General features: G+C 44.3%; 19 protein-coding genes. 7 read left to right on the forward strand and 12 right to left on the reverse strand.

The features are described from left to right. Positions 1-125 precede the first annotated feature (125 nt). The 4 genes from T320_RS08380 to T320_RS08395 all read right to left on the reverse strand — a co-directional run bounded on the left by T320_RS08380 (position 126) and on the right by T320_RS08395 (position 4,291). On the reverse strand, positions 126-680 hold the full coding sequence (locus T320_RS08380) for a metallophosphoesterase (protein WP_051608679.1): 555 nt from the start codon (positions 678-680) through the stop codon (positions 126-128). A gap of 23 nt (positions 681-703) precedes the next feature. Further along, complete coding sequence (locus T320_RS08385; protein WP_037354820.1) at positions 704-2,758, reverse strand: DUF6557 family protein; 2,055 nt, start codon at positions 2,756-2,758, stop codon at positions 704-706. A 14-nt stretch (positions 2,759-2,772) separates the two neighbouring features. After that, complete coding sequence (locus T320_RS08390; protein WP_037354822.1) at positions 2,773-3,489, reverse strand: metallophosphoesterase; 717 nt, start codon at positions 3,487-3,489, stop codon at positions 2,773-2,775. 550 nt (positions 3,490-4,039) lie between these two features. After that, positions 4,040-4,291: a hypothetical protein gene (locus T320_RS08395; protein WP_028130216.1), complete on the reverse strand. Its 252-nt coding sequence runs from the start codon at positions 4,289-4,291 to the stop codon at positions 4,040-4,042. A gap of 181 nt (positions 4,292-4,472) precedes the next feature. On the opposite strand from T320_RS08395, the gene T320_RS08400 reads away from it, so the two are divergent. The 5 genes from T320_RS08400 (at position 4,473) to T320_RS08420 (ending at position 8,349) form a co-directional block, all read left to right on the forward strand. Continuing rightward, positions 4,473-4,985 carry an AAA family ATPase gene (locus T320_RS08400; protein ID WP_037354827.1) on the forward strand — a complete coding sequence of 171 codons (513 nt, stop codon included), beginning with the start codon at positions 4,473-4,475 and terminating at the stop codon, positions 4,983-4,985. Between the two features lie 12 nt (positions 4,986-4,997). Continuing rightward, entirely contained in the window at positions 4,998-5,393 is a 396-nt protein-coding gene (locus T320_RS08405) for a nucleoside 2-deoxyribosyltransferase (protein ID WP_028130218.1), read from the forward strand. A gap of 714 nt (positions 5,394-6,107) precedes the next feature. Continuing rightward, the gene (locus T320_RS08410; protein WP_037354830.1) at positions 6,108-6,431 is read left to right on the forward strand and encodes a helix-turn-helix domain-containing protein; all 324 of its coding nucleotides are present in this window, start codon (positions 6,108-6,110) and stop codon (positions 6,429-6,431) included. After that, positions 6,424-7,662 carry a type II toxin-antitoxin system HipA family toxin gene (locus T320_RS08415; RefSeq protein ID WP_037354833.1) on the forward strand — a complete coding sequence of 413 codons (1,239 nt, stop codon included), beginning with the start codon at positions 6,424-6,426 and terminating at the stop codon, positions 7,660-7,662. Before T320_RS08410 ends, T320_RS08415 begins: the two co-directional genes overlap by 8 nt. 147 nt (positions 7,663-7,809) lie before the next feature. After that, positions 7,810-8,349 (forward strand): hypothetical protein, encoded by a 540-nt coding sequence (locus T320_RS08420; RefSeq protein ID WP_037354835.1) that lies wholly within the window; start codon positions 7,810-7,812, stop codon positions 8,347-8,349. A gap of 749 nt (positions 8,350-9,098) precedes the next feature. Here the strand turns inward: T320_RS08420 and T320_RS08425 are convergent. Both T320_RS08425 and T320_RS08430 read right to left on the reverse strand, forming a co-directional pair. After that, positions 9,099-9,386, reverse strand: coding sequence for a NifB/NifX family molybdenum-iron cluster-binding protein (locus tag T320_RS08425; protein WP_081824802.1), 288 nt, complete (start codon positions 9,384-9,386; stop codon positions 9,099-9,101). 38 nt (positions 9,387-9,424) lie between these two features. Then, positions 9,425-9,715: a hypothetical protein gene (locus tag T320_RS08430; RefSeq protein WP_037354837.1), complete on the reverse strand. Its 291-nt coding sequence runs from the start codon at positions 9,713-9,715 to the stop codon at positions 9,425-9,427. A gap of 362 nt (positions 9,716-10,077) precedes the next feature. Here T320_RS08430 and T320_RS08435 point away from each other — a divergent pair, with 362 nt between their 5' ends. After that, the gene (locus T320_RS08435) at positions 10,078-10,617 is read left to right on the forward strand and encodes a GNAT family N-acetyltransferase (RefSeq protein ID WP_037354839.1); all 540 of its coding nucleotides are present in this window, start codon (positions 10,078-10,080) and stop codon (positions 10,615-10,617) included. Between the two features lie 503 nt (positions 10,618-11,120). After that, positions 11,121-11,963 (forward strand): class I SAM-dependent methyltransferase, encoded by an 843-nt coding sequence (locus T320_RS08440; protein ID WP_051608680.1) that lies wholly within the window; start codon positions 11,121-11,123, stop codon positions 11,961-11,963. Here the strand turns inward: T320_RS08440 and T320_RS08445 are convergent. The 6 genes from T320_RS08445 to T320_RS08470 all read right to left on the reverse strand — a co-directional run bounded on the left by T320_RS08445 (position 11,958) and on the right by T320_RS08470 (position 16,139). Then, positions 11,958-12,452 (reverse strand): flavodoxin family protein, encoded by a 495-nt coding sequence (locus tag T320_RS08445; protein WP_037354840.1) that lies wholly within the window; start codon positions 12,450-12,452, stop codon positions 11,958-11,960. The genes T320_RS08440 and T320_RS08445 overlap by 6 nt on opposite strands. Before the next feature lie 33 nt (positions 12,453-12,485). Further along, positions 12,486-12,851 carry an ACT domain-containing protein gene (locus T320_RS08450; protein WP_037354842.1) on the reverse strand — a complete coding sequence of 122 codons (366 nt, stop codon included), beginning with the start codon at positions 12,849-12,851 and terminating at the stop codon, positions 12,486-12,488. 14 nt (positions 12,852-12,865) lie between these two features. Next, entirely contained in the window at positions 12,866-13,330 is a 465-nt protein-coding gene (locus T320_RS08455; RefSeq protein ID WP_231465874.1) for a pyridoxamine 5'-phosphate oxidase family protein, read from the reverse strand. Positions 13,331-13,500: 170 nt separating this feature from the next. Next, entirely contained in the window at positions 13,501-14,712 is a 1,212-nt protein-coding gene (locus T320_RS08460) for an arylsulfotransferase family protein (protein ID WP_037354845.1), read from the reverse strand. Between the two features lie 20 nt (positions 14,713-14,732). Continuing rightward, positions 14,733-15,677, reverse strand: a complete 945-nt coding sequence (locus T320_RS08465) for an MBL fold metallo-hydrolase (RefSeq protein ID WP_051608681.1) — start codon at positions 15,675-15,677, stop codon at positions 14,733-14,735. Between the two features lie 36 nt (positions 15,678-15,713). Further along, a complete protein-coding gene (locus T320_RS08470; protein ID WP_051608682.1) occupies positions 15,714-16,139 on the reverse strand; it encodes a MarR family winged helix-turn-helix transcriptional regulator in 426 nt (141 codons plus the stop codon). Between the last annotated feature and the right edge of the window lie 31 nt (positions 16,140-16,170).

Below are 16,170 nucleotides of genomic sequence, written 5' to 3' on the forward strand. Positions count from 1 at the left end.
CACCTCCACGTTTTCTAGGATGACTTTTATCCTAGTTTCTGAATTGGTTAACATAAACAACACTTATTGTGTTATTAACATCATGGGAAAAATATGGAACATCTAAAACAACTGCGTAGACTTACTTATTCCAACAATTGCGGCCCTGCCTCGTTCGCCTCAATTATTTCTTGGAGATAAGCAAGGGACACAGGGCTGAACCCCGTCTTATCAACGCTAATATTGAAGTATATCCCTTCCTGCTCTCGCCGATAGAATGGTAGTTTATCATGGACATGTCCATGAATGTTGGCGAGATACCCTGTTGGTTCACACGGCCTATGCGTCAGCAGAAATCCGTCCAAAACCATTTGCTTCTCCACAGCTTCCCATCCGCACTCCCGGCTTACCCTCGCTTTTGCGTCATGGTTCCCTAGAATAAGTGTCTTATGTCCGTTCAGCTGTGCCAGAAGCTCTCGGCATGTCCTGATATAAGCTTGCTTGTAACTTTCCCACTTACCTTCCACAAAATGGGCCATCGTGAAGTCTCCAAGATGGAATACCTCATCATCAGGACAAACAACACTATTCCAGTTCGAAATAAGAGTCTGATTCATCTCCCCAATGTGCTTGAAGGGGCGATGGCAATACTCTATGATGTTTTTGTGGTAAAAATGCGTATCCGAAACAAGATATATCATATTGATGCCCTCCAGGTAATCCATTACTTGAGTATTTCTCGAAGCTCGCTAACAACGGAGTTGGCCGTAACAGCGTTATAATACCAGAATCGCTTACGTCCGGCAGCCTGCACTTCAGGACTACGTTCGTCTTTCCAGCCCAACTCTTCACAAACGTCCTCATAACTCTTAAGATGCTTCTCTTGTTCCTCCTGCGGCAAATTACGAATATCCTCGATTTCCTCTATGGCTTCATCCAGTTCCTGACGCCGCTCACTTTGGTCATCTTCCGTCATACCATGGAAAGTCATTTCTGTCAGGACAGCATGGATACATTCCTGAAGACCAACTCGCCGCAAATTGCCTATGCTGACCTTAAAGCCAAGCATTTCCTCCCAAGGCGTGAAATCGCATGCATAGCCCTCTGGCACTTCAGCATACACACCCTTGTGATACTCTATCAGCTCTTTTTCTGACAGCTGTTGCAGCCTTTCCTCAGGCAAGAGAACCACATTGGGAACTTTATCACGGAATTTATCCAAGTCTAGCCGCCTATACAGAGAAACGTCAACAAACTCTTCCACTTCGTCACCCAATCCATCCCAGGTTCTCATGAAGACCAGCATATCCTCTGAATCCTGACAATGATATTCTGACATCTTCCTTAGAAAAGTTTGCCACAGCCTATATACGTCAGCTCTGTCAGCGGATTCATTTTCGTCTGTTCTGCATTCTTTATCTACTAATTTTTCCATATCCACAAATTGGAGCAATTCCTTTACTGTCATCCAATCTCTGACCAGCTGGGGAGTCTTAACCTCCTGCCATATGGTTTTCTCAACAAAATCTGCATATTCGTCATCCCAATAGTGGATATTCATGAAATCAACGACCTTTTCCCCCGGGAAAAACTTTTCGCAGTATCGTGGCAACACTCCATTAGGAACTATTCCCACTTTATCTGTCCCCAGACATCTTGCCAGCAATTCCTCCATATCCCCGAGCTTAACCATGATACCGTGCTGCCTCAAGGCGATAAAAAATCTTATTACTTCGCCAGGACGGTGCAAGCCAGCAAGATACAAATAGTACCTTCCCTCCTTGTTTTCACCAAGACGATGACTCACAGAAAAAGTCACATGTGTCGAACTCCCACCACGTATTACTTCCCATGGATGATTGCCATTGAACACCTGCAGCTTTCCATTCTTCCACCTATTGAACTCTTCAGGTGAGTCAAGGGCTATTTCCGTCAAGCCATTATCCCGGCCATCAGCGATTCGCTTGTACAGCTCTACATCGTCTTCAATCTTTTTGCAGTGCGGGAAGTTGTTTGCCTCATAGCCAAGACGGCAATAGGCAAAATATTTAGCTGCGGTCATGTCTTCGATGATAAAATCATCATCGCTGAAGGTCTTTTGCTCTGCCACCAGTTTTTCGAAAATCTTGATTTCCTCTTCTGAAAGAATTTTATCGTCCCTGCCTGCCAGGTCATATTTCCGACCTTCTGGAACTATCTTCCAATATTCCTTCCTCGGAATTGTCCCCGTACGGTAATAGTATGGAAGATTATTGTTGATGAAACCATCATACTTACCTGATATTATCTGCTGCACGGCCTTCCTGCACTGTTCCAGGACCCATTTCAGCAATGGCGTTGTATCTGCACAAATTCCAGACTTATCTTGAGTTATCTCCTCCGGAGATTCTATCAGACCTCTTTCTCCCAGAGCAATGGCCATAAATTTCCCATGTCTAAAAAAATAACACTCGTAGAACTTTATCTCATCAGGATAATAATCGAGCCAGAATTGCTCGTACTCTTCCCTCGAATTTATTTCTTCGTACTCTACTGCATCATCATATGTTCGCCAATCTGTTATATCTCCGCGTTCAGCGGTAAACCACAAGTTGATACGAGTATCTTCTTCATCACGGCTGTTATCAAGTATTTCCAAAACTTGCCCAATTTGCTCTAACAGCAGCCTTTCTCTCCTATAGCATAGCTCGTGGCCGCTTATAGTGCCTGACCTCTCAATTATATGCAATGCAGAATCAACATCAGGTGCGTATTTTAAGACTTCCTTTTTCCTTCTCATTGCTTCCATCCCCCTCAATTAGACTGCCAGACTTCCTTTGTCAGCAGGTTCGCACAAGATATATGGCCATTTTCCAAAAAGCTGCCTGTATCCATAAGCACTAATTGTCCCTGACTCAGCCAACATGGCTTGGAGCCAAGACGTAACGCCTGCACAGGAGTATGCCCCAAAACAATAATTTGCTCCCCTTGATGCAGGCTAGGATACTTAGCCAGGTTCCTGCTCCACAACAAGGTTTTTGCCTTCTGATTCTCCAAAGGTTGCTCCGGATTGCAATCTGCGTGCACAAACCAATACTTATGTCCATCCACTTCGACTTCCGCATACAAAGGCATCTTTTCTATCAACCGCAGCCATGCCGTAGTAATTTCTTCCAATCTTCCAGTTGCTTCCATAGCTCTATAGGTTTCCTTACCGCCATTATCTCCCCACAGATATTTAGGCGACTCTATCCGAAAATCAACCAATCCATCCTTGAGGCTCTCATTCCTCAATGCCTCATAAAACATTTGTTCATGATTCCCCCGGAGAAATATCATATTCTTGCTTCCAAAGTGTTCCAGAACCCATTCCATCACTGGTACAGGATTTTCTCCTCTATCCAGATAGTCACCCAAAAACACCATCAAGTCATGTTCCGGGTTGAATCCCACCTTCTGGTATACATTCAAAAATCTTTCCCATTTCCCATGTATATCGCCAAACACTAGAAGTCTTTCAATTTTATCCAACTTTCCACCACCTCACATGCAACACGCTGACGGTGCCATAGCTTAGAACATATTGTCGAATCCTATGATAGTATTGTAGCACGGATTCATCAGCAATGTCGGAATCCGTGCTACATTGCCCTTTATATTCAATGTTTTACATTTTTTCTATGGAGTTTTTGGGGATTTTTGCACTTTTTCAAAGGATTTCGCTGTTACCACCCATTTTTGAGGTCAAAATAACACCACTCTTTATAATCTGCCCATCTAACAGAACACCTCTCAAAAAGATATACTTCTAAGTTCGGTTCTCAAAACTAAGATAATTATATTGTTTTTTGATTTTGGTTTACTTTAATCAAAAAACAGAACAGTACAAGGATAGAAAAAACAAAAATCCCCATAAGCAGAACTAATCGCTTATGGGGATTACGTCTCCTGCAGGCAGCCCGCTGAACTTTTTTTGAAGGTATCGAAATCGATGTAACGGATTTCTGCATCCTTCCTCGCCAGTAGTGCTGATGAGGTCATGAGATATTTTTCCATTATAGTATAGAAAATTACTGCCAAGCTATCGGGCCAAATCCTCCACATAATCCTGTGCAAACTCAAAGATACCGCGTACTTTCTGCATATCTTCCATCGTCAAATACTTTTCTGTTAGGATTTCAGCCCATATCCGGTTTATTCTTCGTTGAAATACACAAAGTGGATGTCGCACATCCGAAATCTTGCGGCTTTCGATTTCTCTGTCCAAGTCCGCCAACAGTCCGGCAAAAACTTCCCGCAGTATTTCCTTTTCTTCTGTTACCTTGTAGTCCATTGTCTTCCCCCTTTGCTCCTAACCTTACCACAACGAAATGACATTGTCTAATTTCTTAATCTGGCTTCTCAATCACAATCCATTGTTTTGCCCAAACATGGTATACTTATTGTATATATGCAGCACATTCAGGCATCAGTTTTTGCCCTGTGCCTTTATTTTGTGGAAGGACGGTAACTCATTGAAAGTATTAAATTTTTACGGAGGTGCCGGCATCGGCAAGAGCACCATCGCCGCAGATATTTTTTCGAAACTGAAACGAAAAGGACACAAAACGGAACTAGTTGGTGAATATGCCAAGTGGCTTTGGTACCAGAATGCCACGGATATTGTGCAAGACCAGCTCTATCTGTTTGCCGAGCAGGTTCACAGACTGAAGACCTTGGAACGCTATGGTGTGGAGTATGCGGTGTGCGATTCCCCTCTCCCGCTGAATATTATCTATAACAACACGCCGGATGACCTCTTTGACCAGCTGGTAATGCACGAACATGCAAAATTCGATAATGTGGAATATCTGCTGCGACGCAATGACGAGTTCATCAGTATTGATGGCCGCAAAGAAACCAATCTGGAGCGAGCTAAAGTCAAAGATGATGAAATCAAGGCAGTTCTTGATGGAGCTGGTATCAACTATACCATCATATCCCCATGGGAAACCGATAAGGTACTGTTAGATTTGAAAATGAAATGAGGCGTGAAACCAATGAAAATATATTTTGCCGGTTCTATCCGTGGAGGCAGACAAGACGCGGAACTCTACCGTAAAGTTATTGCCGCACTAAAGGATAAGCACCAGGTGCTCACCGAACATGTAGGAGACTTGAGCCTTTCCACTGTTGAAAATAAAGGCGATAAAGCCATCTACGAACAAGACATGGCATGGCTGCGAGAATCTGATTTGGTGGTGGCTGAATGTACTCAGGTATCATTGGGAGTGGGCTATGAGCTGGCTTATGCCGAGGCCCATGGCAAAGAAGTGCATATTTTCTACCGTCCTAAGAAAACCCAGCTTTCTGCTATGCTTTCTGGAAACGAGTATTTCCATATTCATCCATATGACACCGAGGAAGAACTACTGGCACAGGTGCGAGTTTTTTGAAGATGGACAATCTGAGCAAATAGGTATAGTGGCTCAATAGCCTAAACATTACACCGCTACTATTGGCCCCGATTGGCTTCGACTCACTCAATGAACTACTTCAACTATACTCATAGTGTTTTGATTTTAGTTTACTTTAATCAGAAATCATGCAATGCAGGATATAAATAACAAAATGACGAAATGCTGAAAAGGTGCCGATAAGAAACAGGGCTGTTGCTATTGCAACAGCCCTATGCGTATGCGTTTTTCCTTTACCTGCGAGCTTCCCCACTCTTGAAGGTGTATATATGTGTTATCACTTCCCCAAGTGACAAAGGCTATTCTACGACTATCCGGAATTGTAAACAATCCTCCAAAAGTAGAAAGTATATTCTAGCCTACTACTAAAGTAGTAGGATTTGGAGCCATCTTTCTTCACTCTAATCACTTATATTGAAGTGGTAAGTTTTGACAAAAACGGGCATTCCTCCCACTACCTTAAAGGTGGGGGAATCCTGCCTGATTATCGTTGAACTTACTTCAATTTTACTTCAACGCTACTTCAATATCAACTTCAAAACAACTTCAATAACAGTTCTCCCCCGCTTGCTTCCCTAAAACGAGAGGCCGTATGTCTTTCCCCCTTTACTTTTTATGATAACGTTTGTATTTATAAACATTTTGCGATATAATGTTCATAAATAAAAACGTTATCATGGAGGGGAATAGATAATGGGCAAGAAAATAGTCCTGACACCGAGCATCCAACGAATCCTTCAGCGTATGGGAGAGCAAATCAAACTGGCCCGCCTACGCCGTAATATCTCGATGGAAATAGTTGCCGAGCGTTCCGGTCTGGGCAGAACGACTGTTTGGGCCATCGAAAAAGGCAGCCCGTCCGTTTCCATGGGAGCCTACGCCAAAGTCCTTCATGCGATAGAAGGTATGGATAAAGACTTGCTGCTTATTTGCAAGGACGACGCTAAAGGCCGCTTGATACAAGACTTAAACTTAACTGTTGCCCATAGGGCACCAAAGAGGAAGAAAGATGAATAATAAGACGATATACTGCTACTTGGACGATTACTACCGCGGTCAACTCCACCTCGGAAATTTATATGTACAAAAAGCTCGTGGAAAAGAAGTTTATTCCTTTGAATTTACGCCTGATTTCCTGGCAAATAAGGAACATTTGCTTCTGGACCCGCAGCTACAAGTTGATATTCCTGGCCGTCAATATGCGGACAATCAGATTTTCGGCATGTTTTCTGACTCCTGCCCAGACCGCTGGGGCAGACTTCTCATGAAAAGGCGTGAATCTATTAGGGCAAGAAAGGAAGCCAGGAAACCCTCTGCCCTGCTGGAAAGTGACTTTTTGCTTGGAGTCCACGATGAAAGCCGCATGGGAGCATTACGTTTTCGTCTGGAACCTCAGGGTGATTTTCAGGCCAATGATGTTTCCCTAGCAACGCCCCCATGGACGGAGCTGCGTCAATTACAGGATGCGTCCCGAAATTTCGAAGATGACAACGGTTTCGACGAAACATGGCTCTCCCTACTGATGGCTCCCGGTTCTTCACTAGGCGGTGCCCGTCCCAAGGCAACTGTTGCTGATGCGAAGGGCAATTTGTGGATTGCAAAATTTCCCTCCAAACACGACACAGAAAATGCTGGAGCCTGGGAAATGGTAGCCCACGATTTGGCCGAAATGTGTAACCTGAACGTGGCGGAAGCTCAGGCTTTATCCCTGACCAAGGAAGGCACCACTTTTTTGGTAAAACGGTTTGACCGCATAGGAAAAGCCCGAATCCACATGGCCTCTGCTATGACCATGCTGGGCAAAACCGATAGCGATAAAGATGCCTCTTATCTTGATATTGCCGACTGGCTGACAGCACATAGTGCCAATGCTTCTGCTGACCTGAAGGAACTTTGGTGTCGCATCGTGTTTAACATCGCAATCTCAAATACAGACGACCATCTGCGGAATCATGGCTTCCTTCTGCATAAGGACGGCTGGCATCTTTCCCCACTGTTTGATGTAAATCCTAATCCCTATGGCAACAATTTATCTTTGGGCATTACCGAAGAAGATAGCACCCTGGATATGGACCTGGCTCTGGAAATGGCGGAATTCTACCAAATCAAACAAGCAGATGCCAAGAACATTATCGCCAACACTAAGAGCGTCGTAGCTGAGAACTGGCATATCTTGGCTAAAAAGTATGGTCTGTCCCGTACAGCTATGGAGCGAATGAGCCCTGCGTTTGAAGGGAACTGTCTCTAACTTTTCTTCTTCCGCCTATATAATATCTTTTAATGTTTATAATTGTGAACATTATCCTGTTTAATGTTCGTACTTACAAACATTATTTCGTTTCTAAGCTATTCAACACCTGCTTATACACTTATAATGGTGTAGAAAGGACAATCCATGAAAAAATTGCTTCTCTTGCTTACTATTCTGCTTGCCCTGTCCTCCACGGCCTTCGCCACCAACTGGCAGCCAAGCACAGGCCTTCAAGGTGATTCCGTTGAATTCGATGAAGAAAGTATAGGCCTTGATAAAAATTTTAACAGCAACCGCTTGGAAGACAAGAATATCTACGTTTGGACAAAAATCACTTACGGTTCTGATTACATTGAAAAAATGTACCAAAAAGGATTATCCAGAAAGCTGAATCCACTTGGTGAGTTTTCCCTGCTAAAGATTAACCTTATGAACCACACCTGCACCGTTGGCACCGTCTGTATGTTCGACACTGCTCAAAATAAGCTAGGCGAGAAAAGGAATTGGAGCCGAACCATGAAAATAACACCAAACAATAACCTCGGCAAATTCCTAAATGTTCTTTTGAAACGAGCGAAGGAAAAACGCGAAGAAGTAGTCAAACGTACCTATTCATCAGACACTCCTCCAGGAACGCCCTACATCTATAATCCGTTGACTAATAATTGGGAACAGCAACAATAACAGCAGGATTTTCATAACCCCGAGGTCTATAGCAGAAGCCAACGGCATACCTTTGCAGTCTTGACTAATAGCCACCACAAGGTGGCTATTTTTTTCAGTGGTGACAATAGATACCATTTGATTTTGGTTTACTTTAATCAAATGGCATTTATATTGCCGTATATCCATAAGAAATATCGAGCGAACTTCTTATTCTTTTCCCTGCATCTCCTTTGCGTGACAGATTAAGGATGACCCTTGCTATTTCTTCGTCTAAATGTGACAAAATTAAGGAAAAACTGCCCTATCTTGTCTTTTTTCTCCGCATGGTTCCATAAACTTCCTTAACTTAACTTGTTACGTCCCTTAAAAAATTACCTTAAAGTCTTATTTTGTCACACGACGAGGCTTGCTGGCCATTGCTGCCCCCCAATACAACCGGAATGAAAGGCGATTCCTTAATCGGAATCACTTGTCCCCCTAATGATTTGTCCAAAATGCAAACCCCCGCTTCAATGGCGAAACATTAAGCAGGGAGCAGATACCTAATACTGTATTTATTGTTTTTGATTTTGGTTTACTTTAATCAGAAAATGAATACTACTGGAATAGGTTCCCGGTCAATGCCGGTGCAGTTTACGCCCTTGGTATAGCAGGCCTGGGTCTTGTAATTTGCACAATCAACTTTCATGATGAAATCCTCCTAAATTATATCAGAAAAAGGTGCCAGGCAATTTGCCGAGCACCTTAATTTTTTTTATGGGAAATAATCAGTGACAACCATGGCCATGACCGTGACCACCGCAGCTATGACCTTCGCCATGGCCGTGACCATGATGGTCGCAGTGAACAGCAGGGTCGTAAGCCAATTTTCCTGCCAGAAAATCATTTACTGCTGCATCTGCATCACCCTGAACACCGCCGTACAGAGTAATACCTGCCTGAGCCAGGGCATTCTGAGCACCGCCGCCAATGCCACCGCAAATCAGGGTATTGATGTCTTCCTCCCGCAAAAGGGTAGCCAGAGCACCGTGACCAACACCGTTGCTGGAAAGAATATGGGATTCATCTTAGAGCTGTTCTACACAGTGGAGAATTATTCTTCAACTTCTCCCCAAATGCTTTCGTATTCATCTGCATCGAGGTATATTTCGGACCACTTTTTGGCTCCTTCTTCACTAACAGGCTCAATGCCATTTTCTACACCAGAACGATTTCTTCCATCAGTGCAGATGAAATATTCACCTGTCTTTTTCTTGTACAACGTCTTTTCGAAGAACTTTGCATCATTACATTGCAGAATTCTGAATCCGTCGATGTTGTTGTAGTACGCCACGATTTTCGCTGTGTCTGTACTATATTTTTTTCCGTTGATAACTTTGACCATTTTTGGTCTCCTTTCTATATTGTCATTTTTTTGTCCGTGCAAGCAACGGTTGTTTCTTGCTTACACCCTAAATGTAGCAAAACTTGAGCCTGTTTCTAGGAATTTTTTCCTGTTTTCCCTGTTTTTTTTTAATTTTTTTAGAAAAAGACCTCAAATCCTTGTCTAACGTGGGCTTGCGTAAATATTTTTTCCTGAAATACTTACCACTGACCCCAAATAATCTTTTTACTACTGCGATATTGGACAGATGTATCAATATTATGAATAAATATAATCACCAGAAAAATCTAAAAATCTTCCCCTCACCTATTTCATGATATAATCCAATCAGAACCATCAAAAACGTAAAAGGAGTTTGCCCTATGAATGATGTCACTATCCGCAACGCGACCTGCGAAGATGCCGAGGCCATCCTTACTATTTACAGCTATTACGTGAAAAACACCGCCATCACCTTTGAAATCAGCATGCCAACCCTTGATGAATTCCAGCAACGTATTGCCGGAACTCTCACCCGCTATCCCTATCTTGTTGCCATAAGGAACGGCATAATTGTCGGCTACGCCTATGCCGGAGCTTTCGTAGGCAGAGAAGCCTACAATCATTCAGCGGAACTCACCATCTATCTTTCCCCAGAGGAAAAAGGCCATGGCACGGGCCGCAAGCTTTACACAGCTTTGGAGCAGGAACTTTCCGTCATGGGCATAACCAATCTCTACGCCTGCATCGGCTCCCCCATTACGCCTGACGAATACCTCACCCACAATAGCGAAAATTTCCATGCCCATCTAGGCTTTACCAAAGTTGGCACCTTCCATAAATGCGGCCGCAAGTTCGACCGCTACTACAACATGATTTGGATGGAGAAAATTCTGGAACTTGTCCCCGATACAAATTCGTGACAAATAATAGATACCCATTTCACAGGACATGATGAGTTTGGCTTTTTAGGAATCACATAACGAAAAGAGCCCTCAGGTAATACACAAAACCCTGAGGACTCTATCACGTATAAAATACTCTCCTAATGCTATTCTATCATGTCCGGATGCTATTGTCCAAATATTTATCCAATGGTCATGGTAATGTATGCGTATAGTCCCTGAACCAGATACAGGTATTCTGTGATAATGCGGGATTCTATGTCGAAAAGTTGGAGGCTGCAAAGAAATTCAGATTGTATTTGGTGGCCAAAAAAATAATATAATGCTATTGGGAAACCTCAGGTTTTTGTTATTAAAAATAATTTTCTATTATCTATTGATTTTCATTCTCAATGGTGTTATATTATCTATAGGCTTTCGTTAAAGCTCTCCTAAAATATAATACACAGCTAAAAAGCGGCCGTACTGCTCATACGGCCGCTTTTTGGTAATCTGGTGACAAAAACGATTGGAGGTAAACCATGGAGCTTAAATTAGGTGATGTTCAGACAACAGCACTCATCCCCCTTGCAATCAAGGCCAATGAGACACTGCGTCCCAATGCACGCATCATAGACCACAAAGCTGTGGAAATCATCAACGCTTTGGATATTGACACCAAGCCCTACGACAAATTTTTATCCCACGAGGGCGTGGTAGCTCGAACCATCATGCTAGACCGCCAGCTAAAAGGAATTATCGACCAAGCCCCAGACACCGTGGTCGTAAATATTGGTGCCGGTTTTGATAACCGCTTTTCCCGTATGGATAATGGCAAAATCTGGTGGTTTGACCTGGATTTGCCTGACTCTATTGCCGCACGACGAAAAGCCTTTCCCGAGCAAGACCGCGTGACGATGCTGTCCGGCAATGTGCTGGAGGATACCTGGTGCAGAGAAGTGAAAAAGGTGATTGCTGATAGACAATCACCGCCAGTCTTTCTCGCAGAAGGACTATTCATGTACTTCACTTTGGAGCAAATCCGTACCCTACTGAACCTTCTAAAAGATAATTTTCCTCGTGGCATCTTAATTGCCGAGCAAAACAGCAAACTGATGATGCGAAACGAAAAACACCATGATACAGTCAAAAACACTAATGCACATTTCCGTTCCGGTACTGACTCCGCCCAGGAAATTGCAAATTTGACCAACGGAATCCGTCTTCTTGAGGAGCATAGTTTTAATGAAGAAATGAAAAAATATAGTCTACGTGGAAAACTATTCGCTCTACTTCTCCCCAACGCAAACGACCGTTGGGCCACATTCGCTTGGGGGAATGCGGGCACGCCTAGCGGCCTACAGGGCAGCCCCTACAACTTATAATGTCTTCTGCAATTTGCCCAACTGTTCCCCCATTCTCTTTCCATAGATGATAAATAAATCCTCGAATCCTTCAATATCCTGGCTCATACCTACAGGGCCGAGATGAATGACAGGCTTTCCGCAGGAACTGCCTCCGGAATAAACCACCATCCCCGCCACCATCATAAACACAATCATTTCCTTGATGGCATTTTCGGCACCGCCGTGGATATACTGCTCTGTAGCATAGGCTCCCCCCAGCTTTCCTGCCAAATTCAGCCTCTTGATATTGCTTTCCAGCCAATTTTTCATTTTCCCCGTAACAGAAGCCATATATGTAGGTGAACCAAAGATAACCATGTCGGATTGCTTAATATAATCTAAATCAGCCTCGTCGATATTAAAGCACCTTACTTCGCTGTATCCAGTTTCCATAATGCCCTTGGCAATAAATGCTGCCGCCGTTTCTGTTGTATGCGTTCTTGAATCATAAATAATCGACGTTTTCATACATAATCCTCCAGACAAATTTCTATCACATACTCATAATACATTATATCCATTTTTCTGCAAAGCCAGCAATGCTGCCTCAAAACTATTTTCCTTGACCAGAATATAATCTGTGTTGTAGGTCGATACTGCAAAAATTCCTATCTTGTTTTCGGCCAGAATGGATGATATTTTCGCCAGAATACCTATCAGTGAAAAATCAAGGGTGCCCTGTATGCGAAAAGCCCGCCAGCCATCGTCACTTTCCAACGTTTCTGCTGGGGTGTCTTCGTTCTTGCACACAAGGGATATCTCTTCATCTGTTTTGCCGATGAAATAGAAATCATGGCTCAGGTCAATATCTGCCGTCGATTTGAGCTTGCAGACCGTCAGCAGCCCATCTATTCTTTTCAAGTCCATCTTCTTCACCTTCCTTATGACTCATTCACCAGTTTGCCTGTCATGTGTTCAATTCTCATCTCCAGACATTGAACCCGCGGCAAGGCATTTTTCAGTTCCTTCTCCAGATATTCTTCGTCGTCGGTAAATTTGCCTACGAGATGGGTGCATATCCTGCAGGACAGGTCTTCGTCCTCCACCAGTCTGATTCTGCCAAAGGCAATGACGCTTTTGATATTAAGGGCCCATTCACCCTCTTTGCAATAACCTTCATCATAAGCACAGAAACTGGCCTTGTCACATTTTCTTATTGCCTCGATTTTATGTCCAGCCTTGGCCCCATGGAAATACAGCTTGCCATCTTCCTCGCAGTACCAATGGTTGATAGGCAGGCCATAGGGATAGCCATCCTCCCCCAACAGGGAGAGCACACCTCTTTTGGCATTCTTTAGCACCTCACGGCATTCCTCTTCGGTAATCTGCTGCTTAAAGCGTCTCATTTTCCTGAACATCATCATATCCCCCTTATTATATACAAAGAACGCCATATCTCTATCTTCTTTGACCTAACGATAAAGATATGGCGTCTTTCCTGCTACCCGGTGGCAGCAGGCACCTGTTTATGCTCTTATGTTTCTATATTACCATGCAGCAAGAGTCCAATCAACCCTTAATCAAAATACACGCACCGATACGTTATATTCTTGGGGTTGACCAGCGAAACACTCATGAGTTTCTTGCCCTGTTTCATGTCGTAAACCGACATGCATTCGTTGCCTTTTGTTTGCCAGCCCCAGCCAATAACAAATAAATCATTCGGCAAATGCTGGACAGAGCCACAGGCAAAGGAATACTTATCCGGGAACGAGAAGCTGCGAACTGCCTGCAATTTGCGATTGGGAATATCCAAACTATAAGACTGGATGCGGGTCATCTTGCCGCGATTATTATTGTCAAAAGCCGTCAGATAGTTTCCATCCACTGTCACATAGTGCTGGCAAGAGGTCTTCTGGTCTTCGGCTAAGCCAAACTCGTCCCCACGTCCGGACAACTTCCAGAGAATCTGATTTTCACGCTTGTGCCTGTCCAGACAGATAATGCTGCTCAAATGCCGAAAGGAGCAAATAAGATTGCCATCTTTATCAAGCTGCATCGCATTGAAATGGATATAATCCGGCACATTGGTCTTTTTATTCCCAAAATCTGCCGCCGTATCTTTTGAATCGGTTACGGTAAGACCATAGAGCTCCGGATAATCGATGCTCTTCCAGTCCCAGACCACTTTTCCATGGTCTACTTCCTGCAAATAAGAATATACCACCTGACTTCCCTCCGGATACCCGGGTACGTTATAAACCGTATCGTGCAGATAACCAGAAAGGATATAATGGTCCGGGGTAATCATCAGGAAATCATGGCCATCCAGCGGGTCGCCTTTTTTGGTTACCGCCGATTCTTCAAAGCGAATTCGCTTAATCTCCTTGAACTTGTCATCCAGGATAACCCGCTCGCCTGGGGCATAGCCCTGCATTCCATAGTTATCATCTTTTCCAGTCTCATCATGATAGCTGTAATATGTCTTCCCATCGACCTTGTGTTTCTTGAAATCCCACCAGCCAGTTTTGCTTCCATCCTTGGGCTGTTCTTCATGCTTAGACCAGACTACCTTTCCTTTCCCATCCAGCAGGACAAGATTTTTGCTGCGTACAAAGGAGAGACAGAAATTACCAGGCAGATTCGTCTCCCCCTGAACCGTAATCGGCAAAGAATTCTTTTCCGCCTGCTTGTCCTTAGCGGGCGTTGCACAAGAGCCAACGCCGCCTTGAACCGTCATGGTCAAAGCTATGGTACCTGCCACCAGTGCTTTTCTTATCCAATTCATGAAAACAACTTCCTTTCCAATTATGAGCGTTTCGTGGCAAATGACTCAATGGCCTTTTCCGCCATAGTACGGAAGGTCTGTTCGTAGGCACGGTATTTATCCTGACCGATAACAAAGGGATGGGGCTGGCCCGGCTGACGATTTTTCAGCTGTTCAAGCCGCGTGAAGGTATCATCTACCCAACCGTGAGCACTCATCTCTACATCCACATGGTGCAACTCCGTGAACTGAGCAAAGTAGTTTACGGCACTCAGGTAGAGATAATTCATTTCCAGATTGGCCGGGGTTCCTGTTCCCCCCCAGATGGCCACGGTATGTTTTTCGCCGTGGTCCGTAACGGGGACAATCATGGAAACGCAGCCCGGCGTATGACCAGGAGTCAGAACGATGTAGATATTGGTATCGCCAAGGGTAACGACCTGCTTATCCTCCAGATACATATCAAGTTTCGGACGGACACCGCCAAAGCCGCCTTTTTCTGTCGGAATCACGGAATCCCAGTTGCTGTCTACAAGGTTCATGGCAATTTTAGCCTTAGGGGCATATTTATCCTTGAAGAACTGAGCTCCGCCGTAATGGTCGCTGTGACCATGGGTGAGCAGAATATATTTGGTAGCAGCCGGGTCAAGCCCCAGCTTTTTCATGCTCTCTGCCGCGTAATCAGCATCCGCCTCGTCCCAACCGGAATCGATAAGGATAAGCCCCTTGCTGGTACGCACGACAAACTGAGCTACAGAGATGGAACCGATGTAATACAGGTTGTCGAAAACCTGCACAGGCTCAATGGGGGTACGGTCAAAAAGGAAGGACATGGCCGTGTCACCGGTGGCCTGGTCCGGTGCTTTGGGCCATGCCTTTTCCGTACTGGCTGCTTCGGCCAGCGAATTGAATTGTCCAAGCAGCAGACCTGCAGTAAGAGCCAGGCTGCCCTTCAAGAAAGTTTTCCGGGAAATGTGTTTATTCATGGTGTTGCTCCTCATAAATCATGGAAAGTTAGGGACTTACTCCTGCACCAGTTTTTCTGCCGCTTGTAACAGCATTCTAAGCTGTGCAGTTTGCTCCGGCCCCAAGCCTGTTTCCAAAATGCGATTTTCCTGTTCATCCTGTGCCGACAGCTCGACAATCGTCTTTTCTCCCAGTGGTGCTATCTCCAGAATAAAGGCCCGGCGGTCATTGGGGTTCACCATCCGCTGCACATATTCCTTTTGCAGCAGGCGGTCTACCATGGCCTTTACCGTGTTTTGGTCTTTGTCCAGCAAAGCAGCCAGTTCCTTTTGGCTACAGCCGGGATTCTCCGAGATAACCTTCAAGGCGACCCATTGCTCCAGCGTCAGACCGTAAGGCGAAAAGATTTTTTCCATATGCCGATGTACCTTACGAGCTGTCCGGCAAATCATATACCCCAGGGTGTTGTCAATCTTTGTCATAGTCATATCCTCGTGTTCAGATTGCACAATA

It is taken from the genome of Selenomonas sp. FC4001, assembly GCF_000701565.1.
Classification (GTDB): domain Bacteria; phylum Bacillota; class Negativicutes; order Selenomonadales; family Selenomonadaceae; genus Selenomonas_A; species Selenomonas_A ruminantium_B.